We start from the raw sequence: 23,462 nt of genomic DNA on the forward strand, positions 1-23,462 counted from the left end.
TCAGATCTTGAGGTCGCGGCGCAGCTTGGCGACGTGCCCGGTTGCGCGGACGTTGTACAGGCACTGCTCTAGACGGCCGTCGGCCCCGACGACGAAGGTGGAGCGGATGACGCCCTGGACGACCTTGCCGTACAGCTTCTTCTCCCCGAAGGCGCCCCACTCGGTCAGCACCTTCTTGTCCGGATCCGAGAGCAGCGGGAAGGTGAGGCCGTCGGCCTCGGCGAACCGGGCCAGCTTCTCCGGCTTGTCCGGCGAGATGCCGACCACCGCGAGACCGGCGTCGTTCAACTCGGCCAGGTTGTCGCGGAAGTCGCAGGCCTGCTTCGTGCAGCCGGGCGTCATAGCAGCGGGGTAGAAGTACACGATGACGCGCCGGCCGGCGTAGTCGGAGAGGGAGACGGGGTTGCCGTGGGAGTCCGGGAGGGTGAATTCCGGCGCGGGATCGCCGACGGCCAAACGCGTGGGGGCAGACATGTGTTTGAGGCTAGCCGATCGGATCGCGCTCGGCGGGGGGCTGCGGAGTAGGCTCGAATCCCAGTTGACCTGACCACTGCGACCCGACCACACGAGAAGGAGATCTCCCGTGGCCAAAGACACAGAGCGCATCGAACAGCAGATCGCGCAGGCCCGCGAGGACTTGGCCTCGACGCTGGACCAACTCGCCGATCGCGCGAACCCGCAGCGACTGGCCGATGACGCCAAGTCGCGCGCCATCGCCACCCTCAACACACCGGCGGTGAAGTACACCGTCGTCGGCGTGGGCGTGGGGTTCGCCGGGCTCGTGCTGCTGTCGATCATCCGCAAGCTCCGGGGGCGTCGCCGGTGATCGAGGTTCGAAACGCGGTGCGTGCCGCGGCCGTCGTCGCGATGGCCGGGGTCGTCGTCGTGGCCGCCGCCGGGTGTACCAAGGCGCCCTCGTATTCCGATCAGATCGACCGGGTGGGCGACTTTCAAAAGTCCGCGCTGCCGGCGGTGACGGTCACCGGGTGGGAGGGCAAGCCCCTGTCCGACCAGGCCGTCGGCGTCATGCCCGGCGCGCCGGTCGTGGTGGCCACGCATGCGGGCGTGCTGACCGACGTCACGGTGTCCGGGCCCGACGGCACCGTGCCGGGCCGCCTCACCGACGACGGCCAGCGTTGGCAGTCGTCCAAGCCGCTGTCCTTCGGCGCGCACTACACGTTGACCGCGTCGGCCCGCGGCGTGGCCGGCGAACGGGCGCAGCAGGTGGCATTCACCACGAGTACCGCGTCGAGCTTCGCCTCCGCCTCGACCGTCATCAACGACGGCGAGACCGTCGGGGTCGGACAGACCGTCCCGATCAACTTCGACGCGCCGGTGGCCAACAAGCTCAACGCGCAGCGCGCGATCACGGTCACCACCGATCCGCCGGTGGAGGGGGCCTTCTACTGGCTCAACGACTCGATGGTCCGCTGGCGCCCCGAGCACTACTTCGCACCCGGTACCAAGGTGACGGTGGCGGTCCACACCAAGGGGATCGACCTGGGTGACGGGGTGTACGGCACCAACAACCTGTCGTCGCACTTCACCATCGGCCGCCGGTTCGTCGCGATCGCCGACGACAAGTCCAAGCAGATCGTCGTCTACATCAACGGCAAGCCGGTGCGGACGATGGCCACCTCGATGGGCAAGGACTCCACCCCGACCAACACCGGCGTGTACATGGTCGCCGAGCGGGTGCCGAGCGTCATCATGGACTCCTCCACCTACGGTGTGCCGGTCAAGTCGGCCGCGGGCTATCGCGAGGTCGTCTACAACGCGTCGCGGATCTCGTTCAGCGGGATCTACGTCCACGCCGCTCCCTGGTCGGTGGGGCAACAGGGGAACACCGATGTCAGCAACGGCTGCCTCAACGTCAACGACGCCAATGCGCTGTGGTTCCGGGAGAACGCCAGGCGCGGCGATCTGGTGATCGTCAAGAACACCGTCGGCCCGCCGCTGCCCGGCGACGACGGTCTCGGCGATTGGAACGTCCCGTGGTCGGTGTGGAAGAAGGGCAACGCCTGATCCGCGTCGCGCGCACCCCCAGATAAGGCTGCTACCAGCGGATTTCGTCTGCAGGCCGCAGCGGTGCTAATGTCTTGGGGTCGCATTCGCGAGCGCCATTAGCTCAATTGGCAGAGCAGCTGACTCTTAATCAGCGGGTTCGGGGTTCGAGTCCCTGATGGCGCACAAGACACAGACCCTCACCAGTGGAAACGCTGGTGGGGGTCTTTCTCGATTCCGGCCGAAACCCCCTTATGCCCCCGCCAACGGGTGTGGCGGGACACTGTGAGGCGTTGCATGACGGCGGGTAGATGTGACAACCGTCTCGCGATCGGCTAACTTGCTCCCCATGCGATCTAAGTTACGACTTGTAACATCGGCGTTCATTGCCCTCTCTGCGGCTGCGGCCGTGCTGACCGTGCCCGCCGCCGGTGCACAGACGGCGACCTGCGCCGAACCGGGTGCCTTGGCTTCGCCGACGAGTGTCAACCTCGACGCCGCCAAGTTGCGACGATCGGTTCAGTTCGCCGCGAGCACCTCGGCCTGGGAGGTGCGGGTGTACCGGCACGATTGCCTGGTTGCGTCGTATGGGGCGGACAAGGCGGCGCCGGTGTTCAGCGCGAGCAAGTCCGTCGCTTCGCTCGTCGTCGGCCGTGCGGTCACGCTGGGATACTTCTCGATGACTGATCCGCTGAAGAAGTTCTTCCCCAAGGCGCGGGGGCCGGTCGGCAACATCACCGTCGAGCAGGTGATCACCCAGACCAGTGGACTGCACTTCAGCTGGCCCGCCGATGTCGCGGGCTATCTGACCGACATCGAGCACTACCTGCTCCACACCGCCCGGGACCATGCGCCGGGCACCACGTTCCAGTACGCCCAGGCTTCGTTGTCGTTGCTCGCGGCGATCATCAGTCGCACCACCGGGCGCTCATTCCTCGATTTCGCGCAGGCCGAAGTGTTCTCGCGCGTGGGCATCGCGCGCAATCGCTGGGCGTGGATCGCTGACCGGCGGGGCGTCCCGCAGGTTGCCGGAGGTCTGGCGATGCGCCCGAGTGACCTCGGTCGGCTGGGAGCCCTGTCCATGCACTGGGGGCCTGGCGCGGTCAGCGGGTGATCTCCGCCGACTACTTCGCCGACGCGGTGAAGGGCACGAAGGCCAATCCCGGATACGGCTATACCTTTTGGACCAATGCCGGTGACCGGTACGGGAACACCTCCGTGTCGTCACCCCAGTTCTTCAACCGCCGGGTCTGGGAGGGGCTGCCGCGCGATGCCTTCGCGATGTCGGGCGCCCTTGGCCAGTTGGTTGTGGTGGTGCCGAGCTTCGACATCGTCATCGTGCGCACCGGGCTCCCTCCGCTGAGCTCGGGGGTGAGCGACATCTTTGCCAGTTCGTCGAACCTGGACCTCAAGGAGTTCTTCCAGCGGGTGATCGAATCGGCGACCGACAAGAAGAACCCCGCTCACGTCGACTTCGCCAAGCGGCGCGCGCGGAAGTCGCCCCCGAGCGATATGACGACGATGATCAAGGGGTTGCCGACTATCGTCGACGCCCCGAACCTGATCGGGATCATGACGGGCACCGGCCGATTCGGCGGGGCCGGCTGCAACTTCGCGGTCTGCGCCGGCGTTGCCGCGCCGGAGGCGTTGGGGGACTTTATGGCCGGTGCGATGGCACAGATCAGTGCGCTGAGGTAGCCGGCGCGCTTTGACCCGATGCGCGGGTATGTCCGTACCGCGGAGATCGCCTACAATGGGAGCCATCGCCGACGCCGCAGGTGCTCGCACCCGGCCGGCTCGATGTCCGCACAGCGGATTCGCACGATCGATGGTTGGAGAATGATGGGTTACCCCCGTGGCGGCACCCGTGGTGGCCGCGCGCCGTTCGTCGTCCTCGCAGCACTGATTGCGATGGTCGGCATGCTCAGTTCGTGCACCAAATCGCCGACCTATCCCGACACGGTCAGCGACTCGTCGCAGTTCGCCGATCTGGCGGCGCCGGCGCTGACCGTGACCGGCCTCGGTGAGAAGGCGTTGAAGGAGAACGCAATCGGCGTGCAGCCGGGCGCGCCGGTGACGGTGCGGGCCCAGCAGGGATCGCTGACCAACGTCAAGGTGTCCAGCGGGGGTCGGGAGGTGCCCGGGCAGATCACCGACAACGGGTCGACCTGGACCAACACCGCGCCGATGGCATTCGCCAGCCGCTATACCCTGACCGCACGGGCGACCGGCGTCGGCGGACAGTCCGACATCCAGCGCTCGTTCACCACCAGCACCGCGAACAACTTCACGATGCCCTACCTGGTGCCGCGCAACGGCGAGGTCGTCGGCGTCGGCCAGCCGATCTCGGTGAAGTTCGACGAGCCGATCACCAACCGCAAGGCGGTGCAGGACGCGATCGTCATCACCACCGACCCGCCGGTGGAGGGTGCCTTCTACTGGATCAGCCCGCAGGACCTGCGGTGGCGCCCGGAGAAGTTCTGGAAGTCCGGCACCAAGGTCACCGTCGCGGTCAACGTGTTCGGGATCGACCTCGGCGACGGGGTGTACGGGCAGAAGAACGTGAAGTCGACGTTCCGGGTGGGTCGGCAGATGCTCATCACCGCCGACGACCGGACGAAGACCGTCACCTTTGAGCGCGACGGCAAGGTCGTCCGGCGGATGCCCACCTCGATGGGCAAGCCGGGCACGCCGACCGATCGGGGCATCTACATCGTCGGCGACAAGCACGCCCACCTGGTGATGGACTCCTCGACCTACGGCGTGCCGATCAACTCGGCCGACGGCTACCGCACCCCGGTGGATTACGCGACCCAGATGTCCTACAGCGGCATCTACTTCCACTCGGCCCCCTGGTCGGTGTGGGCCCAGGGCAACACCAACACCAGCCACGGCTGTTTGAACCTGAGCCCGGCCGACGCGCTGTGGGTGATGAACAACACGCTGCGCGGCGATCCGGTGACGGTGAAGCACACGCAGGGCCCGATGCTGTCGGGCACCGACGGCCTCGGCGACTGGAATATCCCCTGGGAACGGTGGAAGAAGGGCAACGCCTAGCGATCGTTCGGGCAGTGCTAGTGTCACCCGCATGGCAGATAATTCCCCTTGGGCTACAGACGAATTGCGTGCACTGCGCGAGATGACGCGCGCCTTCTGTGAGAAGGAAATCGCACCCAACATCGACCGATTCCGCGAGCAGCACCACGTTGACCGCGACCTGTGGAACAAGGCCGGCGAGGTCGGCCTTCTCTGCATGTCGATCCCGGAGGAGTACGGCGGCGGGGGCGGCACGTTCGCCCACGAGGCCGTGCTCATGGAGGAGCAGTCGCGCATCGCCGACTCGTCCTGGGGCGTGAGCCTGCACAACGCCATCGTTGCGCACTACCTCCTCGCATACGGCTCGGAGGAGCAGAAGAAGCAGTGGCTGCCGAAGATGGCGACTGGTGAGGTCGTCGGCGCCATCGCGATGACCGAGCCGGGTACCGGATCGGACCTGCAGAGCGTCAAGACCAAGGCGATCAAGGACGGCGACGACTACGTCATCGACGGGTCGAAGACCTTCATCACCAACGGCGGCCAGGCCGACCTCATCATCGTGGTGGCCAAGACCGATCCCAACGAGGGCGCCAAGGGCATTTCGCTGATCCTGGTCGAGGCCGACCGCGAGGGCTTCAGCCGCGGTCGCGTCCTGGACAAGATCGGGCAGCGCGGCCAGGACACCTCGGAGCTGAACTTCACCGGCGTGCGCGTCCCGCAGTCGAACCTGCTCGGCGATGCCGAGGGGTTGGGCTTCATCCAGCTGATGCAGCAGCTCCCGCAGGAGCGACTGATCATCGGCGTCACTTCGGTGTCGGGCATGGAGGCGGCGGTGGAGGCGACGGTCGCCTACACCAAGGAGCGTGAAGCGTTCGGCCGCCCGGTGTTCAGCTTCCAGAACACCAAATTCAAGCTCGCCGAGTGTGCCACCGAGGCCAAGATCGCCCGCGTGTTCGTTGACGACTGCATCGTCAAGCACCTCAAGGGCGAGCTCGACATCCCGACCGTCGCCATGGCGAAGTGGTGGACCAGCGACCGCGCCATGGTCGTCGCCGACGAGTGCCTCCAGTTGTTCGGCGGCTACGGCTACATGAACGAGTACCCGATCGCGCGCATGTGGGCCGACACCCGCGTGCAGAAGATCTACGCCGGTACCAACGAGATCATGAAGGAGATCATCGCCCGTTCCCTGTGACGGTGCCCGGCGTCAGTCAGACGCGTTGGTAAACCCGGCTCCAGCACGCCGCTGGGGCCGGGTTTTCCGGCTCTACCGGATGGGCCGCGGCGAAACAGCGCCCACGGAACGCCGATATGCCAGGTGCTCAACAGAGTCGGCAGCGGGGGTGCGGACGAAACCGGCAGCCTCCAGAACGCGGCGCGATGCGGTGTTGTCCGGTTCGGTGCGCGCGATAACGGCAACCATCCCGGCCGCGAATACGTTCACCTGCATTCCTACCTCCCAGATCGGAAGTGGTCATGTCAGGTTCCTTGCGCACGGTCGGTGAGGCTACCTGAACCGGCGAGGGTGATCGAAGGCATTTTCCACGGCCGACAGCCACAACAGCATCACGGTTGGGTCCCATTCCGCGTCGTCGGTCGGGGACCCAATCGGACGCGGTATGGTTTCCTTCCATGACACTGGCCCGCCAGCGGTTCGTCTGGTTTGCGGTATCGGCTGCCCTCGTCGCGTCGACGGCGTTGGTGCCGGGGTCGGCACATGCGCGGATTCTGCCGAGCTCGGGCTGCGTGAACGACCTGCCGCCCAAGCCCAAGCCGAACCCGGTCGGACCCGGCGACATGGTCCCGCAGGAGTTTCGCTTCGACCTGCCGTATCCGAGGCTGCTGCCCGTGCCGGAGCCGGGGCCCAAGAAGAAGCCGGTGCGGATACCGTCGCAGCAGCCGCCGCCCAAGAAGAAGCGCTGCGTCGACCCCTGCCCGGATCTCACCGATCCCAAGAAGCCCAAACCATCCGGGGCGAACGGGTCTCTGGGCAGTCTGGCCGCGCCGAAGATCACCTTCAAACTGAAGCCGATCAACATTCCATACCCGGTGCCGAATCCGTATGCGCCGAAGCTTCCGCCGCCGCCGGCGAAGGTGAATCCAGGGTGGGACCGCGCCCCGCTCACCCCGGCGCCGAGCCTTCCGCGGGTCCGCTCGGTGCGGTGGGTCTCGACGCTGACCGGCAAGGGGTCGACGAGCCGGACCGACAAGCGCTGGCAGGTCATGGGCACCGACCTGGGCATCATGTGGGAGTCCAAGCCGGGCCAGATCGCGGTCGCCTTCGGCGACACCTTCGGCAAGGGTTTCAAGCCGCCGGGGGCCAACGGCGGCGACTGGCGCAGCAACATCATCGGATTCAGTTCGGATCGGAAGTTGGCCGACGGGATGTCGATCGACACGATGATCCAGGACAGTCGGTGCCATGCGGTGCAGGTCGTCGACGCGCGGCACATCAACCACTACGAGTTGACGACGATCCCCACGTCGGGCTTCGCGATCGGCGAGCGGCAGTTCATGACCTATATGTCGGTCCGGGCGTGGGGCAACATCCCCGGTGTGTGGCTGACCAACCACGGCGGGTTGGCCTACTCCGACGACGAGGGGTCGACGTGGACCCGCGACCCGTACCTGCGGTGGGACAACGTCTTCGGGACCTCGCAGTTCCAGGTGGCGTCGATGGTGCCCCAGGGCGACTACGTCTACATGTTCGGCACCCCCAACTCGCGGTTGGGCTCGGTCGGCCTCGCGCGGGTCCGCAAGGATGACGTCCTGAACAAGACCGCCTACCAGTATTGGCGCGATGGGCGCTGGGTGCCCTCCCGCGACGCGAACGCGGCATCGGTGCTGTTCGGCGGCCCGACGGGCGAGTTGTCGGTGCGGTACAACGCCGAAACAGCACGCTGGGAGATGACCTATCTCGACGTCGTGAAGGGGGCGATCGTGTTGCGGACCGCGCGCGAACCCCAGGGCAGGTGGTCCGAGCCGGTGCAACTGGTCCATTCCGGCGACCGGTCGCAGCTCTACGGCGGATTCATCCACCCCTGGTCGAGCGGCAACGACCTCTACTTCACGCTGAGCCAGTGGTCGACCTACAACGTGAGCCTGATGCGGGCCCGCGTCTACTGATCGAGGCGGAGCTTCCCACTCCCACCCCCGCAACCGCTTGTCCGTGAGCCGGCGAACGAGGCTGAAATGTGACACAAGTCACAGATCGGGTCTGACCAGTGCCAAGCACGGGATTGAGCGGGTCGATTTCAGCGCCGGGATGATTTCGCCCACCGGCTGTGGTTACGGTCGGTTCAGGTATGAGGCTGTCCCAGACAAGCGCGACCACGACTCCCGACGACCGGGTTGCCTTGCGGCAACCGCGGATCTCAGACGGTGCCTTGATGCATCGTCTGGCCGTCGATACCGGCGTCCTCGACGCCAACACCGTTTACGCCTACGTGTTGTGGTGCCACGACTTCGCAGCCACCTCGGTCGTTGCCGAGGTGGACGGGGAGTTCGCCGGCTTCGTCACCGGCTACCAGCGGCCCGCCGATCCGTCGGTCCTGATGGTGTGGCAGGTGGCCGTGGACGGTCGACAGCGGGGGCGGGGTATCGCGGCGGCCATGCTGAACCACCTGATCGACGGTTTCGCCGACAGCGGCGTGCGTGCCATGCACACGACTATCAGCCCGGACAACGAAGCATCGCAACGCCTGTTCTCCTCGGTCGCGCAGCGCCGGGGACTGACCTTCACCCGACGGCCGCTGTTCGCCGCGACCGATCTCGGCGACGGACACGAGGCCGAGGACCTCTACGTCCTCGCCCCCTAGGAGCGGCACGGCGCCGCCGGCCGACACGTCACGCACGACTCGCGTACGTCACACACGCAACCAGTAGATATACGAAACGAAATGAGGAATATCGATGCAACTCCTATCGCAACAGATCACCCCCGAGGTTTTCGCCGACCACGAGTCCGAGGTCCGCAGCTATTGCCGGAACTGGCCGACGGTCTTCAGCCGCGCGAAGGGCGCATGGCTCACCGACGTCGACGGTAAGCGCTACCTCGACTTCTTCGCCGGCGCCGGCGCACTCAATTACGGCCACAACAACACCGCCCTCAAGGGGCCGTTGATGGAGTACCTGGCGCAGGACGGGATCACCCACAGCCTCGACATGTACACCGAGGCGAAAGGGGAGTTCCTCTCCGCCTTCAACGAGTTGATCCTCGCCCCGCGCGGCCTCGACTACAAGGTGCAGTTCCCCGGGCCGACCGGGACCAACGCCGTCGAGTCAGCGCTGAAGCTGGCGCGCAAGGTCACCGGACGCGAGTCGATCATCAGCTTCACCAACGCCTTCCACGGCATGACCCTGGGTTCGCTGTCGGTCACCGGCAACTCGATGAAGCGCGCCGGTGCGGGCATTCCGCTCGTGCACGCGACGCCGATGCCCTTCGACAACTACTTCGACGGGGTCGTCGAGGACTTCAACTGGTTCGAGCGCGTGCTCGACGATTCGGGCAGCGGTCTCAACCGCCCGGCCGCGGTGATCGTCGAGACGGTGCAGGGCGAGGGCGGGGTCAACGTCGCCCGTGCCGAGTGGCTGCGGGCGCTCGCCGAACTGTGCCGCCGCCGCGACATCCTGCTCATCGTCGACGATGTGCAGATGGGCTGCGGCCGCACCGGTACCTTCTTCTCGTTCGAGGAGGCCGGCATCGTTCCCGACATCGTGACGCTGTCCAAGTCGATCGGCGGCTACGGCATGCCGCTGGCGCTGACCCTCATCCGCCCCGACCTCGACGTCTGGGGCCCGGGGGAGCACAACGGCACCTTCCGCGGCAACAACCCGGCCTTCATCACCGGCGCGGCGGCACTGCGGGAGTACTGGGCCGACGATGCCCTCTCGCGCGACGTGATCGCCAAGGGCGACCGCATCGCCACCGCCTTCACCGCGTTGTGCGAGAAGCACGAGGGCCTGTCGCACCGTGGGCGCGGGATGGTGCGCGGGCTGGTCTTCGACGACGCGCCGGCCGCGGCCAAGGTGTGTGCGATCGCCTTCGACTCCGGCCTGTTGGTCGAGACCTCGGGTCCCGCCGACGAGGTGGTCAAACTGCTGCCGCCGCTGACCATCAACGCCGACGACCTCGAGGTCGGCCTTGCCGTGCTCGCCCAGGCCGTCGAGGAGGTGCTGGCATGATCGTGCGCACCACCGAGGAGATCACCGGTACCGAACGCGACGTCGCGGCGCCCAACGGCAACTGGCGCTCCAAGCGCATCGTCCTCGGCGGCGACGGCGTCGGGTTCTCTTTCCACGAGACGACGATCGCCGCCGGCTCGGTCAACGAGTTCCACTACGCCAACCACATCGAGGCGGTGTGGCTCGTCGAAGGGGAGGGAAGGTTGACCGACCGGGAGACCGGCGAGGTCTACCCGCTGGCTCCGGGGACCATGTATCTGCTCAACGGGCATGAGCGCCACACCGTCGAGGCGACGACTCAACTGCGCATGTTGTGCGTGTTCAACCCGCCGGTCGTGGGTACCGAGGTCCACGACGACAACGGGGTGTACCCGCTGGTCGAGGTTCCCGCGCAGGCGGCCAACGCAGCCGCGGGATAAACCGACTACCAGACGTACATGTCGTTGGTCTGATCGTCGGCGCGCGACTCCGCACGATGCTGGCCCTGATGTCCGACGGGCAGGGCGCACCGCGGCTTGTGCGGGGTGCGGCGGCGACCGGACCACTCGGCGGGACAGCGCGTCGTCGTGTCGCGGGACATCGATGGGGTGGGGACATTCATGTCGGAGCTCCTAGCCGTTGGCCACCATTATGCGTCATCGTGAAGAACGCGGCACCCCGAATCCCATTCGGAAAGACAACATCCGGAAAGACAAACAGCGCCCGGTCCGCGAATCGCGGGCCGGGCGCTGTCGGCTCGGGGTGGCTGACGGGACTCGAACCCGCGACAGCCAGGATCACAACCTGGTGCTCTACCAACTGAACTACAGCCACCATCGGCGCTGACCGACGGGATCGCCATCGCCCAGAGCCAGGGTCCTACTCTAGCGGGTCAACGCGGCCGAATACCAATCGGTTCCCCGCCGTCGTGTCGCGGCAGGTCACGACTGGTCGAGATCGGCGACGATCGCGGTCAACTCGTCGGTGTCGGGCCCGGGAGCGGCCACGAAGGCCGCCGCACGGTAGTACCGGAGCTCCTGGATCGACTCGCGGATGTCAGCCAGGGCCCGGTGTGCGAGGCCCTTGGCCGGCTGGCCGAAGTAGATCTTCGGATACCAGCGGCGGCAGAGCTCTTTGATCGAGCTGACGTCGACCATCCGGTAGTGCAGGTACTCGTTGAGCCGGGGCATGTCACGGGCGATGAAGGCGCGGTCGGTGGCGATCGAGTTCCCCGCCAGCGGTGCCTGTCCCGACGAGTTGATGTGGCCGCGGATGTATGCCAAGACCTGATCCTCGGCTTCGGCGAGGGTCACCGTGGACGCGCGGACCTCGTCGGTCAGGCCGGAGGCCGCATGCATCTTGGTGACGACGTCGGGCATGTTCGCCAAGGCCTCGTCGTCGGCGTGGATCACGATGTCCAAGCCGTCGCCGAGGATGTTGAGGTCGCCGTCGGTCACCAAGACGGCGATCTCGATCAGTTTGTCCGCGGCCGAGTCCAGGCCGGTCATTTCGCAGTCGATCCACACCAGTTTGTCTTGCACCGGACCAACCCTAGTCGCCGAGCTTGCGGTAGAAGGCGCCGACGATCGGCGCGGTGATTTTGCGCGGCGAGTATCCGCCGGCCACCGACATGGCTTTGGACAGCGCACCGGGAACCACGCGCATCTTGTTGCGCAACAGTGCATCCACGCTCATCGTGGCGACTTTTGCCGAGTCATGCCACAGGAAGTCGGGCACGTTCGCGTCGACGGTGCTCGCCTCTTCGGCGGTCGGGGTGTGCGTGCGCACCGGCCCCGGCGCCAAGAGGGTCACGTGGACGCCGGCGTCGGCGACCTCGACCCGCAGCGACTCGCTGAAGGTGTTGACGAAGGCCTTGCTGGCCGCATAGGTGGCGTTGTTGGGGATCGGCATGTTGCCGGCCGCCGAGCCGACCATCAGGATGCCGCCCGCCCGCCGCGCCACCATCTGGGGCAGGACGGCCAGCGTCAGGTCGTGGACCGCGTTGACGTTGAGCCGGACCTGCGCCCGCTCGTACTCGGGATCGAGGTCGACGAGCGGCCCGAAGGTGGCCACCCCGGCGTTGTTGACCAGGATGGAGATCTCCCGCCCGGCCAACTCGCCGCAGAGCACGGTGACCGCCGTCGGGTCGGAGAGGTCGATGGCCCGGATCTCGACCGGCACCCCGTGCTCGGCGCGCAGTTGCGCAGCGAGATCCTCGAGGATCTCGCCGCGCCGGGCGACGAGGATGAGGCCGTGGCCGCGCGCGGCCAGATCGCGCGCGAACCCCATGCCGATTCCCGACGATGCGCCGGTGACAACGGCTCTGGCCTGCGCTGACGGATGTGGGATTCCCATAGCCCCAATGGTAGTCAGGGCAGCGAGGCGGCCACCTCGGTGCCCTGCCGGATGGCCCGCTTCGCGTCGAGCTCACCGGCCTCGTCGGCGCCGCCGATCACGTGGGTGGTCACCCCGGCGACGGTCAACGGGTCGATGAGTTCGCGGACCGACTCCTGGCCGGCGCACACCACGACGTTGTCGACCTCGAGGATCCGTTTGCCGGTCTCGTTGCCCTCCTTGTCGTGAAGCGTGATGTGCAGCCCGGCGTCGTCGATCAAATCGTAGGTCGCGCCGGAGATCTGCTCGACGCCCTTCATCTTGACCGCAGCGCGGTGCACCCAACCGGTGGTCTTGCCCAGCGACTTGCCCTGGCGTCCGGGTTTGCGCTGCACCATGTAGACCTCGCGCACCGGGGGCAGCGGACGCGGCTTGGTGACGAAGCCGGGGATCGACAGGTCTTCGCTGACGCCCCACTCCTGTTCCCACTCCTTGAGGTTGAGGGTGGGCGACTCGTCGACGGTCAGGAACTCGGTGACGTCGAAACCGATACCGCCGGCGCCGATGACGGCGACCCGCTTGCCGATCTCGCGGCGCCCGAGCACGGCGTCGGCGTAGGACATCACCATGGGGTGGTCGATGCCGGGGATGTTGGGGATGCGCGGTACGACGCCGGTCGCGATGACCACGTCGTCGAACTTCGCCTGCTCGCCGGAGAAGCCGCTCGCGCTGCCGTCGAGGATCTCCTCGGCGCTCACCCGCTTGCCCAGGTGCACCCGGACGTTGTTGATCTCGAGTTGGCGCCGGTAGTAGCGGATCGTCTCGTTGAACTCTTCCTTGCCCGGGATGCGCGCGGCGATGGCGAACTGACCGCCGATCGCCTCGCCGCCCTCGAAGAGTTCGACACGGTGGCCGCGCTGGGCCGCCGAGACGGCCGCGGCGAGTCCGGCGGGGCCGGCGCCGATGACCGCGACGTGGCGGGCCAGGCGGGTGGCGCCGAGCGTCAGCGTGGTCTCGCGGCCGGCCCGGGGATTGAGCAGGCACGAGACCTTCTTGCCGACGAAGGCGTGGTCGAGGCAGGCCTGGTTGCACCCGATGCAGGTGTTGATCTCGTCGGCGCGCCCGTCGCGGGCCTTGTTCGCCCAGTCCGGGTCGGCCAGCAGGGGGCGGGCCATCGACACCGCGTCGACGCGGCCGCGCTCGAGGATCTCCTCGGCGAACTCCGGGGTGTTGATGCGGTTGGAAGCGATCAGCGGGATGGTCACCTCGTCGCGCAGCCGCTCGGTGAACTTCACGAAGGCGCCGCGGGGGACGGAGGTGACGATGGTCGGGACGCCCGCCTCGTGCCAGCCGATGTCGGTGTTGATGGCGTCGACGCCGTACTCCTGGGCCTTGCGCGCCATGAGTGCGATTTCGTCCCAGGTCTGGCCGTTCTTCACGAAGTCGGCGATGGACTGCCGCAGGATGATCGGGAAGGCCGGCGAGACCTGCTTGCGCACCTCTTTGATGATCTCGACGAGGAAGCGCTGCCGGTTCTCGGTGGTGCCGCCCCACTTGTCGGTGCGGTCGTTGGTGTGCGGGCAGAGGAACTGGTTGATGAGGTAGCCCTCGCCGCCCATGAGTTCGACTGCGTCGTATCCGGCCTTCTCGGCCAGCTTCGCGGCCTGGCCGAAGGTCCGGATGACGTGCCAGATGATCTGCTCGGTCATCTTCAGGTGCTTGAACGGGTGGATCGGGGAGGGCTCGGAGCCGGCGGCCACCTTGAACGGGTTGTAGCCGTACCGGCCCGCGTGGATGAGCTGCATGGCGATCAGCCCGCCGGCCTCGTGGACGGTCTTGGTGACCTTGCGGTGGCGCGCCACGTCGAGTTGGTTGGTCATCTTGCCGCCGAGGGTGACCAGCTGGCCGGTCCGGCTGGTGGCGAATCCGCCGGTGATGATCAGTCCGGCGCCGCCGCGCGCGCGTTCGGCGTAGTAGGCGGCCAGCTTGTCGGTGTCCCAGACCCGATCCTCGAGGCCGGTGTGCATGGAGCCCATCACGATGCGGTTGGGCATGGTGAGGCCGTTGATGGTCAGCGGCTCGAACAGGTGCGGGTAGTGCGGGTTGGGAGCGACCGGAACGGTAGGAGAAGCCACGGGAGATCCTTTTCGATGGGTTGGGCTGGCTCGGCTGATCGGGCTGATTGCCGGGCTAGTGTTCTTTCAGTTCTTTGCCGAGGCCGGCGATGACCTCGTCGCACCATTCGACGACTCCGGTGGCGGCGCGGATCCCGCCGCGCAAGACCAGGTACTGGTGCAGCTTGCGGCCGGTGAGGGAGTCCGGGTCGGGATAGTCCCGCGCCGCGGAGGAGCGATAGAAGTCGAGCAGGTGCTGGTTGTTGGTGCGGTATTGCTCGAGCTCGAGAATGATCGATGCGAGGTCGCCGTGTTCGGCTCCTCGGATCTTGACGCCCAGCTCGTTGCGCAGCGGGGTCACCGGGGTGGGGGTCGATACCCACTTGGCCAGCGCCTCGCGGCCGTCGTCGGAGAGTTGGTAGACCTTCTTGTCCGGGCGGCCGTCTTGGGCCACCGGCTCGAAGTCGACCAAGCCGTCGACGTGGAGCTTCTTCAGGGTGCGATAGACCTGCTGGTGCGTTGCGGACCAGAAGTGGCCGATCGACCGGTCGAATTGCCGCGCGATCTCATAGCCGGTGCCCGGCCGTTCGGCCAGGGAAACCATGATCGCGTGCTCAAGCGCCATACGCGCACAGTAGCAGTGCGCGTTGTTGCTATGCAACTATGTGCATAGCGCGGTGAGGGCGGCCGCGGTGACCGGCAAGACCTCCTCGCAACGGTGGTCGATCTTGAGCTCGGCGACCCCGTCGCCGCGGGTCGCGCCGCGGTTGACGATGGCGACCGGTTTTCGGTGTTTGGCGGCGTATCGGACGAACCGCAGTCCCGACATCACGGTGAGCGAGCTGCCGGCCACCAGCAGGGCGTCGGCCTCGTCGACCAGGGCAAAGGCCCGGGCGACGACGGTCTTGGCCACCGATTCGCCGAAGTAGACGATGTCGGGCTTGAGGATCCCGCCGCAGCGGGGACAGTCGACCATGGTGAAGGACTCGGTGTCGGCGAGGTCGGCGTCGGCGTCGGGGCCACCTCGATTGCGCCCCGCCCGGCGACGCGGGTGGCGAACCCCGGATTCGCCGCGTCGAGGGATCGGTGTAGCGCGTGGCGGGACAATCGGTGCCCGCAGCCGAGGCAGATCACCCGGCCGTAGGAACCGTGGAGGTCGAGGACGCGCCGCGACCCGGCCTTGAGGTGGAGCATGTCGACGTTCTGCGTCACCACTCCGGTGAGGTGGCCGGACCGTTCAAGGTCGACGAGGGCCCGGTGCGCGGCGTTGGGGCGCGCGGCGTCCATGTGCTGCCACCCGAGGTGGTTGCGTGCCCAATAGTGGCGCCGGAAGTCCGGGGATCCGAGGAACATCTGAATGGTCATCGGGGTCCGCGGCGGTGACCCCGGGCTGCGGTAGTCGGGGATCCCCGACGGCGTCGAGAGGCCGGCGCCGGTGAGGGCGAGTGTGCGCCGGCCGTCGAGGAAGGCGGCGAGCTGCGCGGCCCGCCCGACGGGGTCGGGGTCGGGGTCAGTCGGCTCGGCCGGTTCCCACGCTGCCTGGCGCATCTCAGTCCGCGTCGGGTTCCTTGCGCTCCAGGTCCCCGCGCTGCTCAAGACCCTTGCGCCGTTGTTCTTCGGCGCGGCGCCGGACCTGCTCCAGGAATTCCCGGTCGGCGTCGGGGTCGGTGGCCACGTGTCGGCCGGGGCGGTCGTACTCGGGGAAGGCCGTCGACTGCGGGTCCCGGTGTGGGACGTCGTCGATGGCGGGCCGGCCCATGGCGATCCAGGCGATCGCACCGACCAGCGGAATGATGACGACGAGGATCACCCAGGCGATCTTGGGAAGGCCGCGCACCAACGACTCGTCGGTTCGGATGACGTCGATCAGCGTGAGCACCATGACGGCCAGCGTGAAGAGTCCCAGATACGGCATGTGTGGAATCTATCAGCGGGGCTACCCTCACCTCATGTCGAATCCCCCGCAACGCCGCACGCCCGAGGGGCTCAAACGCCTCATCGCCTTCTCCGACGGCGTCGTCGCGATCGCGCTGACATTGCTGGTGTTGCCGTTGGCCGACCTGGCCAGTGAGCTGCGTGCCCAACCGACCTTTATCGATGCGATGAACCAACACAGCGATGCGCTGCTCGGCTTCTTCATCAGTTTCGCGGTGATCTGGGTGTTGTGGCGCAACCACCACGAGATCATGGAGAACTTCCAGGGGTACAACGCCACGATGTTCAACGTCCATTTTTTGTGGCTGTTGTCCATCGTCGTTCTCCCGTTGGCCACGGCACTGATCTCCAATGATCGGGTGTCGTGGGCCGATGCCTTCTACATCGTCGTGCTCGGGTTCGCGATCGGGTCGCTCATCGTGATCTCGCGACAGGGGCTGCGCCATCCCGATTTGGTCGTCCACGACGATGCGGTCCGGCGGAGTCTGGCCGGCTGGTCGGGCGTCGGCACGATCATCGCGCTGATCGTCGCGCTGGTCGTCACGATCGTCTGGCCGTCGCTGGGCAGCCTGCCGTTGCTCCTGCTGGTGGTTCCGGGACCGCTCAGCGCGATCCTCACTCGGGCCCGAGGCGAATAGTCGACGGGGATGAGGGCCCAGTCGGCGAGAAACAGGGCCCAGTCGGCGTTATTCGTGGAGGAGCAGGGCGGTCGCGGCGGTGATCAGGGCGATCACCTTGATCAGCTCGAAGGCGACGTAGTAGTAGTGCGCGGTGCTCCGCTTGTCCTCGGCCTTCGTGCCGTCGCCGGCGAGGACCTCGTTGGACCGCCGCGTCAACGCCGGGCGGACACCGATCACCTGGACGGCGAGGCAGGCGATGGCGACGACGACGCCGATCCAGATCGCCGCGGAATAGGTCTCGTCGGCGCGGGCCATGAGGATGACCGCGATGACCGCGACGACGCCGAGGAGCCCCTCGACGGAGTTGAGTGCGCGGAACACCTTGCGGCCGATTCCGAGGCCGATGGCGAGGGTGACGCCGGGAGCGGTGAACTTCAGCGGGGCCTCGATGAACGAGATCGCCACCACCATGCCCAACCAGATCAGTACCGCCGCAACGGCCAGACCCGCCCCGAACGTGCTCATGCGCACCTACCTCCTACATCTCGTCGTACTTCCAAACCTAGTGGCCCCGGACCGGCGGCAGCACCCGGACCAAAGTCCCTTGGCCCCCGCCGTCCCCGACGATCAGCAGGTCGGCGTCTGCCACTCGGAACGGCCGTCGGCGTAGGTCTCGAACTTCCAGATCGGGACCGTGGCCTTGATCTCGTCGATGACCGCGGCGCACACCGAGAAGGCCTCGGCGCGGTGCGGTGCGGCCACCGCGACGACGACGGCGATCTCGCCGATCGCCAGGTCGCCGACCCGGTGCTGGGCGGCCACGCGGATCTCGCCCGACCGGTAACGCGCGCAGACCCGGTCGAGGAACTCCGCGGCGCGCGGATGCGCCTCGTAGCGAAGCGCGGTCACCGGCCGATCGTCGTGGTGGTCGCGCACCGTTCCGGTGAAGGTGACCAGGGCGCCGTCGGCGTCGGTGCGCACGGCGGACTCGCAGTCCCGCGGGTCCACCGCCGCGTCGACGATGGCGGCCAGGGGGACCCCTGACTGGGGACTAGTCATGCCCGCCGCCGCCGGCCAGGTGGAACAGGTGGACGATCAGCGGGTCGAGGACCTTGATCCCGTCGCGCACACCGCCCCGCGACCCGGGCAGGTTGACCACCAGGGTGCGTCCGGCGAAACCCGCGAGGCCGCGGCTGAGGGAGGAGTACGGCGTCGACGACCGGCCCGTCTCCCGCAGTGCCTCGGCGATTCCCGGGAGCGTCGTCGTCAGGTGTGGTGCGGTGGCCTCGGGGGTGTGGTCGTCCGACGTCGGTCCGGTGCCCCCGGTCGTGATGAGCAGTGACGGCCGGTCGGCGAGGGCGGCGGTCACCGCGGCGGTGATGTCGGCGTCGGCGACGATGACCGGCTCGGCCACGTCGAATCCGTGCTGCGACAACCACTCTCGCAGGATCGGTCCGGTGGCGTCGGTGCGTTCGCCGGCGGCGATCCGGGTGGAGGACACGATGATCCGCGCCCGTCGGCCCGGATGGATGTCGACGATGCCGGCCGCCGGTGCCGCGGGTTCGGCGGAGTCATGCGGTTCGCCGTCGCGGGTCCAGTCGCCGCTGCGGCCACCCGTCTTGCGCTGCAGCGCGACGTCGGTCATCGTCGCCGCGGGATCGACGGCCTTGACCATGTCGTGCAGCGTCAGCCCGGCGACGGTGACGGCGGTCAGCGCCTCCATCTCGACGCCGGTCTTCCCGGTGGTCACCGCGGTCGCGGTGACGGTGACGGCATCGGTGCCGGGCGCGAACTCCACGTCGACGGAGTCCAACGGCAGTGGGTGGCACAGCGGGATCAGTTCGGCGGTCCGCTTGGCCCCCATGATCGCCGCAATCCGGGCGACGGCCAGGACGTCGCCCTTGCGGTGGCCGCCCGAGCCGATCAGGGCGATGACCTCGGGGGTGGTGCGGAAGACCCCGCGCGCACGAGCCTCGCGCCGGGTGACCGCCTTCTCCGAGACGTCCACCATGTGTGCGGCACCCGCCGCATCGAGGTGGGTGAGCCGGGGGGTTACGTCGTCAGCGGCCATAGCGGTACCTCCAGGTCCGGGGTGAGTTCGGTGATCGCGGTATCGACTTCGACGAGGACGTCCGCGCGCCCCGCCGTGGCGATCAGGTGACTGCTCGGGCCCCCGAGGATGCGGACGGTGCCGGCGTCGTCGGTGCGCAGCCCCCGCAGGAATTGCGTCTTGCCCGCCACCGAGGACACCGGCCGGTCAACCCGGCCGGTCATCGGGGCGAGCGGGTCGGCTCCGACGAGTGCGCGCAGGACGGGCCGCAGGAACACTTCGAAGGAGACCAGCACGCTGACCGGGTTGCCCGGCAGGCAGACGACGGGGGTACCGCCGTGCTGCGCGAGCCCCTGCGGTCCGCCGGGCTGCATCGCGACGGCGCCGAACCACGAAGAGTCGGTGCCCGACAACAGTTCTCGGACCGGTTCGTGTTCCCCCGCCGAGACCCCGCCGGTGGTGAGGACGAGATCGGCTTCAGCGCAGGCGGTGTCGAGGGCGCCCTCGAAACCGCCGTCGTCGTCGGTGGTGTCGACGCGGACGACGTCACCGCCGTTGGCGCGCACCAGCGCGGCGAGCAGGGTCGAGTTGGATTCGTAGATCTGCCCCGGCGCCAACGGTTCTCCCGCCGGCACGAGTTCAGATCCGGTGGACAGGACGGCGATGCGCGGTCCGGTGACGACGGCGACCTCGCCGATCCCGGCCGCCGCGAGGGCGCCGAGGTGGTGCGGCGCCAGTCGGGTGCCGGCGTCGACCAGTCGCCGGCCGGGCTCGGTGTCGGAGCCGCGGTGCCGGATGAACGCGCCGAGCCGGGGCGTCGCCGTGAAGACGACCCCCGACGCCGACTCGGCCGATTCTTCGACGGGGATCACCGCGTCGGCCCCCTCGGGCAGCGGGGCGCCGGTCATGATCGCCGCTGCGGTACCGGGTTTCAGCGGTGCCGCGGCGGTGCCGGCCGGGATGCGCGCGGAGACCGGCAGGGCGGTGCCCGGCGCGACCTCGGCGGTGCGGACTGCGAAGCCGTCCATCGCCGAGTTGTCGAACGGGGGCAGGGCGACGGCCGATTCGACGGGCTCGGCCAGGAGCAGGCCCAGCGCGTCGGCCAGTCGAACCCGCCCGACGGTGCGGACGGCGGACAGATGATCGGCGACGGCACGCCGATGATCGGCGACGGGGCGGCGGGGCATGCCATCAGCTTAGGCGGACCGGTCGATCGGAATGTGGACGTAACAAACCCGGCGTAGCGTGACAGTCGTGACCGCACCGAAGATTCCCGTGCCGTCGCCGCTGCTCGTCGACGGTTTCGGTCGGCGGGCGCGTGACCTGCGGATATCACTGTCACAGGCGTGCACCCTGCGCTGCCACTACTGCATGCCCGCGGAGGGGTTGCCGCTCCTGCCGCGTGAGGAGTTGCTCTCCACCGCCGAAGTGATCCGGCTCGTCGATGTCGCGGTGGGGACCCTCGGGGTCGAGGAGGTCCGCCTCACCGGTGGGGAACCGCTCGTGCGCGGCGACCTCGAGCTCATCGTCGCCGGTATCCGGTCCCGCCACCGCGACCTTCCAATAGCGCTGACCACCAATGCGATTGGCCTCGCCCGCCGCGCCGCGGGGCTGGCCCACGCCGGCCTGTCGCGGGTCAACATCTCGCTGGACACCGTGGACCGGGAACTGTTCGCTGCGGTCACCCGCCGCGACCGGCTCGACGACGTGATTGCCGGGGTCGATGCGGCGGTGGCAGCCGGACTCGCCCCGGTGAAGATCAACGCCGTCCTGCTGCCGGAGACGCTGTCGCGGGCCGCCGAGTTGCTCGCGTGGTGCCGGGACCGGGGCGTGTTCCTGCGCTTCATCGAGGCGATGCCGCTCGATGCCGACCGGGCGTGGTCGGCCGAGACGATGGTCACCGCGGCCGATCTCCTCGACGAGCTGGGCGCCACGATGGCGCTGACGCCGGTCGGCCGCGACGATCCGAGTGCCCCTGCGGCGCTGTGGGAGGTCGACGGCGGGCCGTACCGCGTCGGCATCATCGCGTCGATGACCAGGTCTTTCTGCGGTACCTGCGACCGCACCCGGATCACCGCGCAGGGCCGGGTCCGTCCCTGCCTCTTCTCCGACGACGAGATCGACCTGGCCGCCGTGCTCCGCTCGGGCGGCACCGACACCGAACTCGCCGACGCGTGGCGTGCCGTCACCCGGCGCAAGGGGGCCGGGCACGCCGATGTGGCGGAGGTCTCCGCGCCGCAGCGGACGATGGGGGCGATCGGTGGCTGAGCGAACCGTCACGGTGACCTACTTCGCGGCGCTCGCCGACCGCACCGGATGCCGCCGCGAGGAACTCGCCGTCGCCGACCTCACCGTCGGCGGATTGCGGGCCGCGGTGCTAGAACGACACGGGCGCGACGTGGGAGAGTTGGCGCGCCTGTCGCTGGTCTTGACCGGAGACGATCTCGTCAACGACGACGCGGCGTCGATCGACTCGATCGTGGACCTGTTACCCCCATTCGCAGGAGGATGAAGTGTTGCTGAAGAAGCTGTCCGCCGTGGCGGTCGCCGCATTCGTGGTCGCCGCACCGCTCACCGGCTGTTCTGACGACAAGTCGTCGGAGGAGTCGATCCGGATCTTGGCCGCCGCGTCGCTCGTCGACGTGCTCAAGCCGATGGTGGCCGCCTACACCGCGGAGCATCCCGGCGCCAAGGTCCAGGTCGACACCGGGGCGTCGTCGGCACTGGTGCAGAAGCTGAAGTCAGGCGCCAAGGGTGACGTGCTGGTGACCGCCAACCAGTCGACCATGGACAACGCCGTGGCTGCGGGGGTCGCCCATGATCCCCGGGTGGTGGCCACCAACCGGCTGGTCATCGTCGTGCCGAAGGGGAACCCGGGGAAGGTGACCGACGTCCGGTTCTTCACCGTGGCCGGCAACCGGGCGGTGGTGTGTGCCCGCGAGGTGCCCTGCGGCGCGGCGGCGGAGGAGGCGATCGCCGCGATCGGCGGTACCCTCAAGCCGATCAGCCGCGCGACCGATGTGCGTGCCGCGCTTGCGTCGGTGACCAGCGGTGAAGCCGACGCCGCTCTGGTCTACGCCACCGATGCCGCGTCCGCGGGGGACCGGGTGGAGACGATTGCCATCCCGGATGCACCGGTGAACCACTATCCGGCGTCGGCCCTGACCGATGCAGGCAAGGGATTCGTTGACCTGCTGGCCGGACCGACCGGCCAGCGTGTCTTCCGGGAGGCCGGGTTCGGGCAACCGTGAGGCTCGTTCAACCGTGAGGTGGGGCCGCGCGGCGGGTCCCCGGAGTAACCAGCGGCCCGCCCCGGCCGTCACCGTTGTCGGGATAGCGGGGCTCGCGATCCTGTTGACCCCGTTGATCGCCCTGATGGCGACGGCACCCTGGGGGCAGATGTGGGGATTGCTCACCGCACCGTCGGCGCTGTCGGCGCTGCGGCTGTCCCTCGCCTCCGCGGTGATCGCCACCCTGATCGCGATGGTGCTGGGGGTACCGCTGGCGGCGCTGCTGGCCGGTGGCATCTCCTCGGACCGGGTGCGCACCGCGGTGCGCCTGGCGGTGCTCGTGCCGATGGTGCTGCCGCCCGTCGTTGTCGGCGCCGGGCTGTTGGCGGCCTTCGGACGACGGGCCCCGATCGGTTCCCTGCTGGACTCGTGGTTCGGGTGGACGCCCACCTACACGTTCGCCGGGGTCGTGCTGGCCCAGCTGGTCGTCGCGATGCCGTTCCTGGTCATCAGCGTGGAGTCGGCGTTGCGCAGTCGCGACACCGACACCGAAGAGGTCGCCTACACCCTCGGCGCGGGTCGGTGGGCGACGTTCTGGCATGTGACATTGCCCATGGTCCGCACCGGGATCGGTGCCGGGGCGCTGCTCTGCTTCGCCCGATGCCTGGGCGAATTCGGTGCGACCGTGACATTCGCGGGCAACGTCGAGGGGGTCACCCAGACGCTGCCATTGGCCATCTACCTGGCACTTATCCGCGACGACCGGGCTGCGGTCGCCATGTCGGTGGGGCTGGTATTGGTATCGGTCACAGTCCTCGTCGGATTGCGGCGCAGCTGGCTCCCCGGACTGTGGCCGCACTCCTCCGATGAGCGCACACCGCCTTCTGATTAGGTGTGAGGTTCTGGTTACGTCTGCGTGACCGCCGGTGCCGTAGTTCGCAATACGGCGTCCTTAGCGTCATGCACACCAGACAGC

At 68.0% G+C, this 23,462-nt stretch carries 26 protein-coding genes, 2 tRNA genes and 1 pseudogene; 16 read left to right on the forward strand and 13 right to left on the reverse strand.

From position 1 onward, the window contains the following. Window positions 1-474: a thioredoxin-dependent thiol peroxidase gene (gene bcp / locus nbrcactino_RS07650; RefSeq protein ID WP_161926813.1), complete on the reverse strand. Its 474-nt coding sequence runs from the start codon at window positions 472-474 to the stop codon at window positions 1-3. A gap of 109 nt (window positions 475-583) precedes the next feature. Between bcp and nbrcactino_RS07655 the strand changes: the two genes are divergently transcribed. The 11 genes from nbrcactino_RS07655 (at window position 584) to nbrcactino_RS07705 (ending at window position 10,643) form a co-directional block, all read left to right on the forward strand. Then, window positions 584-826 carry a DUF3618 domain-containing protein gene (locus nbrcactino_RS07655; RefSeq protein ID WP_161926814.1) on the forward strand — a complete coding sequence of 81 codons (243 nt, stop codon included), beginning with the start codon at window positions 584-586 and terminating at the stop codon, window positions 824-826. Window positions 827-867: 41 nt separating this feature from the next. Beyond that, on the forward strand, window positions 868-2,025 hold the full coding sequence (locus nbrcactino_RS07660; protein ID WP_161927655.1) for a L,D-transpeptidase: 1,158 nt from the start codon (window positions 868-870) through the stop codon (window positions 2,023-2,025). Window positions 2,026-2,117: 92 nt separating this feature from the next. Further along, window positions 2,118-2,190 (forward strand) — tRNA-Lys (locus nbrcactino_RS07665). 223 nt (window positions 2,191-2,413) lie between these two features. Next, window positions 2,414-3,118 (forward strand): serine hydrolase domain-containing protein, encoded by a 705-nt coding sequence (locus nbrcactino_RS07670; RefSeq protein ID WP_161926815.1) that lies wholly within the window; start codon window positions 2,414-2,416, stop codon window positions 3,116-3,118. Next, window positions 3,115-3,702 carry a hypothetical protein gene (locus tag nbrcactino_RS07675; protein WP_161926816.1) on the forward strand — a complete coding sequence of 196 codons (588 nt, stop codon included), beginning with the start codon at window positions 3,115-3,117 and terminating at the stop codon, window positions 3,700-3,702. Before nbrcactino_RS07670 ends, nbrcactino_RS07675 begins: the two co-directional genes overlap by 4 nt. A 144-nt stretch (window positions 3,703-3,846) precedes the next feature. Beyond that, a complete protein-coding gene (locus tag nbrcactino_RS07680) occupies window positions 3,847-5,061 on the forward strand; it encodes a L,D-transpeptidase (protein WP_161927656.1) in 1,215 nt (404 codons plus the stop codon). Between the two features lie 31 nt (window positions 5,062-5,092). Beyond that, a complete protein-coding gene (locus tag nbrcactino_RS07685) occupies window positions 5,093-6,235 on the forward strand; it encodes an acyl-CoA dehydrogenase family protein (RefSeq protein WP_161926817.1) in 1,143 nt (380 codons plus the stop codon). A gap of 437 nt (window positions 6,236-6,672) precedes the next feature. Further along, window positions 6,673-8,166, forward strand: a complete 1,494-nt coding sequence (locus nbrcactino_RS07690; protein WP_161926818.1) for a DUF4185 domain-containing protein — start codon at window positions 6,673-6,675, stop codon at window positions 8,164-8,166. Window positions 8,167-8,345: 179 nt separating this feature from the next. Next, window positions 8,346-8,858 carry a diaminobutyrate acetyltransferase gene (ectA, locus tag nbrcactino_RS07695; protein ID WP_161926819.1) on the forward strand — a complete coding sequence of 171 codons (513 nt, stop codon included), beginning with the start codon at window positions 8,346-8,348 and terminating at the stop codon, window positions 8,856-8,858. Window positions 8,859-8,952: 94 nt separating this feature from the next. Continuing rightward, window positions 8,953-10,224 carry a diaminobutyrate--2-oxoglutarate transaminase gene (ectB, locus tag nbrcactino_RS07700; protein WP_161926820.1) on the forward strand — a complete coding sequence of 424 codons (1,272 nt, stop codon included), beginning with the start codon at window positions 8,953-8,955 and terminating at the stop codon, window positions 10,222-10,224. Beyond that, entirely contained in the window at window positions 10,221-10,643 is a 423-nt protein-coding gene (locus nbrcactino_RS07705) for an ectoine synthase (RefSeq protein ID WP_161926821.1), read from the forward strand. The genes ectB and nbrcactino_RS07705 overlap by 4 nt, the downstream gene beginning before the upstream one ends. Before the next feature lie 5 nt (window positions 10,644-10,648). On the opposite strand, the gene nbrcactino_RS07710 is transcribed toward nbrcactino_RS07705, so the two are convergent. From nbrcactino_RS07710 to nbrcactino_RS07745, 8 genes and pseudogenes are all read right to left on the reverse strand, one after another. After that, window positions 10,649-10,825, reverse strand: coding sequence for a hypothetical protein (locus nbrcactino_RS07710; RefSeq protein ID WP_161926822.1), 177 nt, complete (start codon window positions 10,823-10,825; stop codon window positions 10,649-10,651). 139 nt (window positions 10,826-10,964) lie between these two features. Then, a tRNA-His gene (locus nbrcactino_RS07715) sits at window positions 10,965-11,037 on the reverse strand. 107 nt (window positions 11,038-11,144) lie between these two features. After that, window positions 11,145-11,744, reverse strand: coding sequence for an oligoribonuclease (gene orn / locus nbrcactino_RS07720; protein ID WP_161926823.1), 600 nt, complete (start codon window positions 11,742-11,744; stop codon window positions 11,145-11,147). A 10-nt stretch (window positions 11,745-11,754) separates the two neighbouring features. Continuing rightward, window positions 11,755-12,558, reverse strand: coding sequence for a mycolate reductase (gene cmrA, locus nbrcactino_RS07725; RefSeq protein ID WP_161926824.1), 804 nt, complete (start codon window positions 12,556-12,558; stop codon window positions 11,755-11,757). Between the two features lie 14 nt (window positions 12,559-12,572). Continuing rightward, window positions 12,573-14,672, reverse strand: coding sequence for an NADPH-dependent 2,4-dienoyl-CoA reductase (locus tag nbrcactino_RS07730; RefSeq protein WP_161926825.1), 2,100 nt, complete (start codon window positions 14,670-14,672; stop codon window positions 12,573-12,575). Window positions 14,673-14,727: 55 nt separating this feature from the next. Next, the gene (locus nbrcactino_RS07735; RefSeq protein WP_161926826.1) at window positions 14,728-15,276 is read right to left on the reverse strand and encodes a PadR family transcriptional regulator; all 549 of its coding nucleotides are present in this window, start codon (window positions 15,274-15,276) and stop codon (window positions 14,728-14,730) included. Window positions 15,277-15,312: 36 nt separating this feature from the next. After that, window positions 15,313-16,199 (reverse strand): annotated as a pseudogene (locus nbrcactino_RS07740) (Sir2 family NAD-dependent protein deacetylase). A 1-nt stretch (window position 16,200) separates the two neighbouring features. Then, window positions 16,201-16,566, reverse strand: coding sequence for a PLD nuclease N-terminal domain-containing protein (locus nbrcactino_RS07745; protein WP_161926827.1), 366 nt, complete (start codon window positions 16,564-16,566; stop codon window positions 16,201-16,203). 34 nt (window positions 16,567-16,600) lie between these two features. Here nbrcactino_RS07745 and nbrcactino_RS07750 point away from each other — a divergent pair, with 34 nt between their 5' ends. After that, window positions 16,601-17,224 (forward strand): TMEM175 family protein, encoded by a 624-nt coding sequence (locus nbrcactino_RS07750; RefSeq protein ID WP_161926828.1) that lies wholly within the window; start codon window positions 16,601-16,603, stop codon window positions 17,222-17,224. 48 nt (window positions 17,225-17,272) lie between these two features. Here the strand turns inward: nbrcactino_RS07750 and nbrcactino_RS07755 are convergent, their stop codons facing one another. The 4 genes from nbrcactino_RS07755 to nbrcactino_RS07770 all read right to left on the reverse strand — a co-directional run bounded on the left by nbrcactino_RS07755 (window position 17,273) and on the right by nbrcactino_RS07770 (window position 20,443). Then, window positions 17,273-17,731: a hypothetical protein gene (locus tag nbrcactino_RS07755; protein ID WP_161926829.1), complete on the reverse strand. Its 459-nt coding sequence runs from the start codon at window positions 17,729-17,731 to the stop codon at window positions 17,273-17,275. A 102-nt stretch (window positions 17,732-17,833) separates the two neighbouring features. Then, window positions 17,834-18,265 (reverse strand): molybdenum cofactor biosynthesis protein MoaE, encoded by a 432-nt coding sequence (locus tag nbrcactino_RS07760; protein WP_161926830.1) that lies wholly within the window; start codon window positions 18,263-18,265, stop codon window positions 17,834-17,836. Then, on the reverse strand, window positions 18,258-19,277 hold the full coding sequence (gene moaCB / locus nbrcactino_RS07765; RefSeq protein ID WP_161926831.1) for a bifunctional molybdenum cofactor biosynthesis protein MoaC/MoaB: 1,020 nt from the start codon (window positions 19,275-19,277) through the stop codon (window positions 18,258-18,260). The genes nbrcactino_RS07760 and moaCB overlap by 8 nt, the downstream gene beginning before the upstream one ends. Next, window positions 19,259-20,443, reverse strand: coding sequence for a molybdopterin molybdotransferase MoeA (locus tag nbrcactino_RS07770; protein ID WP_161926832.1), 1,185 nt, complete (start codon window positions 20,441-20,443; stop codon window positions 19,259-19,261). Before nbrcactino_RS07770 ends, moaCB begins: the two co-directional genes overlap by 19 nt. A gap of 58 nt (window positions 20,444-20,501) precedes the next feature. Between nbrcactino_RS07770 and moaA the strand changes: the two genes are divergently transcribed. Genes moaA through modB form a run of 4 tightly spaced genes read left to right on the forward strand, consistent with a single transcriptional unit; the run spans window position 20,502 to window position 23,378 of the window. Then, complete coding sequence (moaA, locus tag nbrcactino_RS07775; protein ID WP_161926833.1) at window positions 20,502-21,524, forward strand: GTP 3',8-cyclase MoaA; 1,023 nt, start codon at window positions 20,502-20,504, stop codon at window positions 21,522-21,524. Then, window positions 21,517-21,768 (forward strand): MoaD/ThiS family protein, encoded by a 252-nt coding sequence (locus tag nbrcactino_RS07780; RefSeq protein WP_228460731.1) that lies wholly within the window; start codon window positions 21,517-21,519, stop codon window positions 21,766-21,768. Before moaA ends, nbrcactino_RS07780 begins: the two co-directional genes overlap by 8 nt. Before the next feature lies 1 nt (window position 21,769). Next, window positions 21,770-22,507: a molybdate ABC transporter substrate-binding protein gene (gene modA, locus nbrcactino_RS07785; protein WP_228460732.1), complete on the forward strand. Its 738-nt coding sequence runs from the start codon at window positions 21,770-21,772 to the stop codon at window positions 22,505-22,507. A 13-nt stretch (window positions 22,508-22,520) separates the two neighbouring features. Continuing rightward, entirely contained in the window at window positions 22,521-23,378 is an 858-nt protein-coding gene (gene modB, locus nbrcactino_RS07790) for a molybdate ABC transporter permease subunit (protein ID WP_228460733.1), read from the forward strand. Window positions 23,379-23,462: the final 84 nt, after the last annotated feature.

Origin of the sequence: Gordonia crocea, assembly GCF_009932435.1 — a bacterium.
GTDB lineage: Bacteria > Actinomycetota > Actinomycetes > Mycobacteriales > Mycobacteriaceae > Gordonia > Gordonia crocea.

What these genes read in the sequence shown, in the direction of transcription:
- nbrcactino_RS07745 (WP_161926827.1), bottom strand. Translation starts at nt 16,566, where the DNA reads ATGCCGTATCTGGGACTCTTCACGCTGGCCGTCATGGTGCTCACGCTG.
- nbrcactino_RS07690 (WP_161926818.1), top strand. Translation starts at nt 6,673, where the DNA reads ATGACACTGGCCCGCCAGCGGTTCGTCTGGTTTGCGGTATCGGCTGCC.
- nbrcactino_RS07760 (WP_161926830.1), bottom strand. Translation starts at nt 18,265, where the DNA reads ATGACTAGTCCCCAGTCAGGGGTCCCCCTGGCCGCCATCGTCGACGCG.
- cmrA (WP_161926824.1), bottom strand. Translation starts at nt 12,558, where the DNA reads ATGGGAATCCCACATCCGTCAGCGCAGGCCAGAGCCGTTGTCACCGGC.
- nbrcactino_RS07680 (WP_161927656.1), top strand. Translation starts at nt 3,847, where the DNA reads ATGGGTTACCCCCGTGGCGGCACCCGTGGTGGCCGCGCGCCGTTCGTC.
- nbrcactino_RS07770 (WP_161926832.1), bottom strand. Translation starts at nt 20,443, where the DNA reads ATGCCCCGCCGCCCCGTCGCCGATCATCGGCGTGCCGTCGCCGATCAT.
- moaCB (WP_161926831.1), bottom strand. Translation starts at nt 19,277, where the DNA reads ATGGCCGCTGACGACGTAACCCCCCGGCTCACCCACCTCGATGCGGCG.
- nbrcactino_RS07710 (WP_161926822.1), bottom strand. Translation starts at nt 10,825, where the DNA reads ATGAATGTCCCCACCCCATCGATGTCCCGCGACACGACGACGCGCTGT.
- bcp (WP_161926813.1), bottom strand. Translation starts at nt 474, where the DNA reads ATGTCTGCCCCCACGCGTTTGGCCGTCGGCGATCCCGCGCCGGAATTC.
- ectB (WP_161926820.1), top strand. Translation starts at nt 8,953, where the DNA reads ATGCAACTCCTATCGCAACAGATCACCCCCGAGGTTTTCGCCGACCAC.
- nbrcactino_RS07685 (WP_161926817.1), top strand. Translation starts at nt 5,093, where the DNA reads ATGGCAGATAATTCCCCTTGGGCTACAGACGAATTGCGTGCACTGCGC.
- ectA (WP_161926819.1), top strand. Translation starts at nt 8,346, where the DNA reads ATGAGGCTGTCCCAGACAAGCGCGACCACGACTCCCGACGACCGGGTT.
- nbrcactino_RS07735 (WP_161926826.1), bottom strand. Translation starts at nt 15,276, where the DNA reads ATGGCGCTTGAGCACGCGATCATGGTTTCCCTGGCCGAACGGCCGGGC.
- nbrcactino_RS07755 (WP_161926829.1), bottom strand. Translation starts at nt 17,731, where the DNA reads ATGAGCACGTTCGGGGCGGGTCTGGCCGTTGCGGCGGTACTGATCTGG.
- nbrcactino_RS07660 (WP_161927655.1), top strand. Translation starts at nt 868, where the DNA reads ATGGCCGGGGTCGTCGTCGTGGCCGCCGCCGGGTGTACCAAGGCGCCC.
- nbrcactino_RS07750 (WP_161926828.1), top strand. Translation starts at nt 16,601, where the DNA reads ATGTCGAATCCCCCGCAACGCCGCACGCCCGAGGGGCTCAAACGCCTC.
- nbrcactino_RS07705 (WP_161926821.1), top strand. Translation starts at nt 10,221, where the DNA reads ATGATCGTGCGCACCACCGAGGAGATCACCGGTACCGAACGCGACGTC.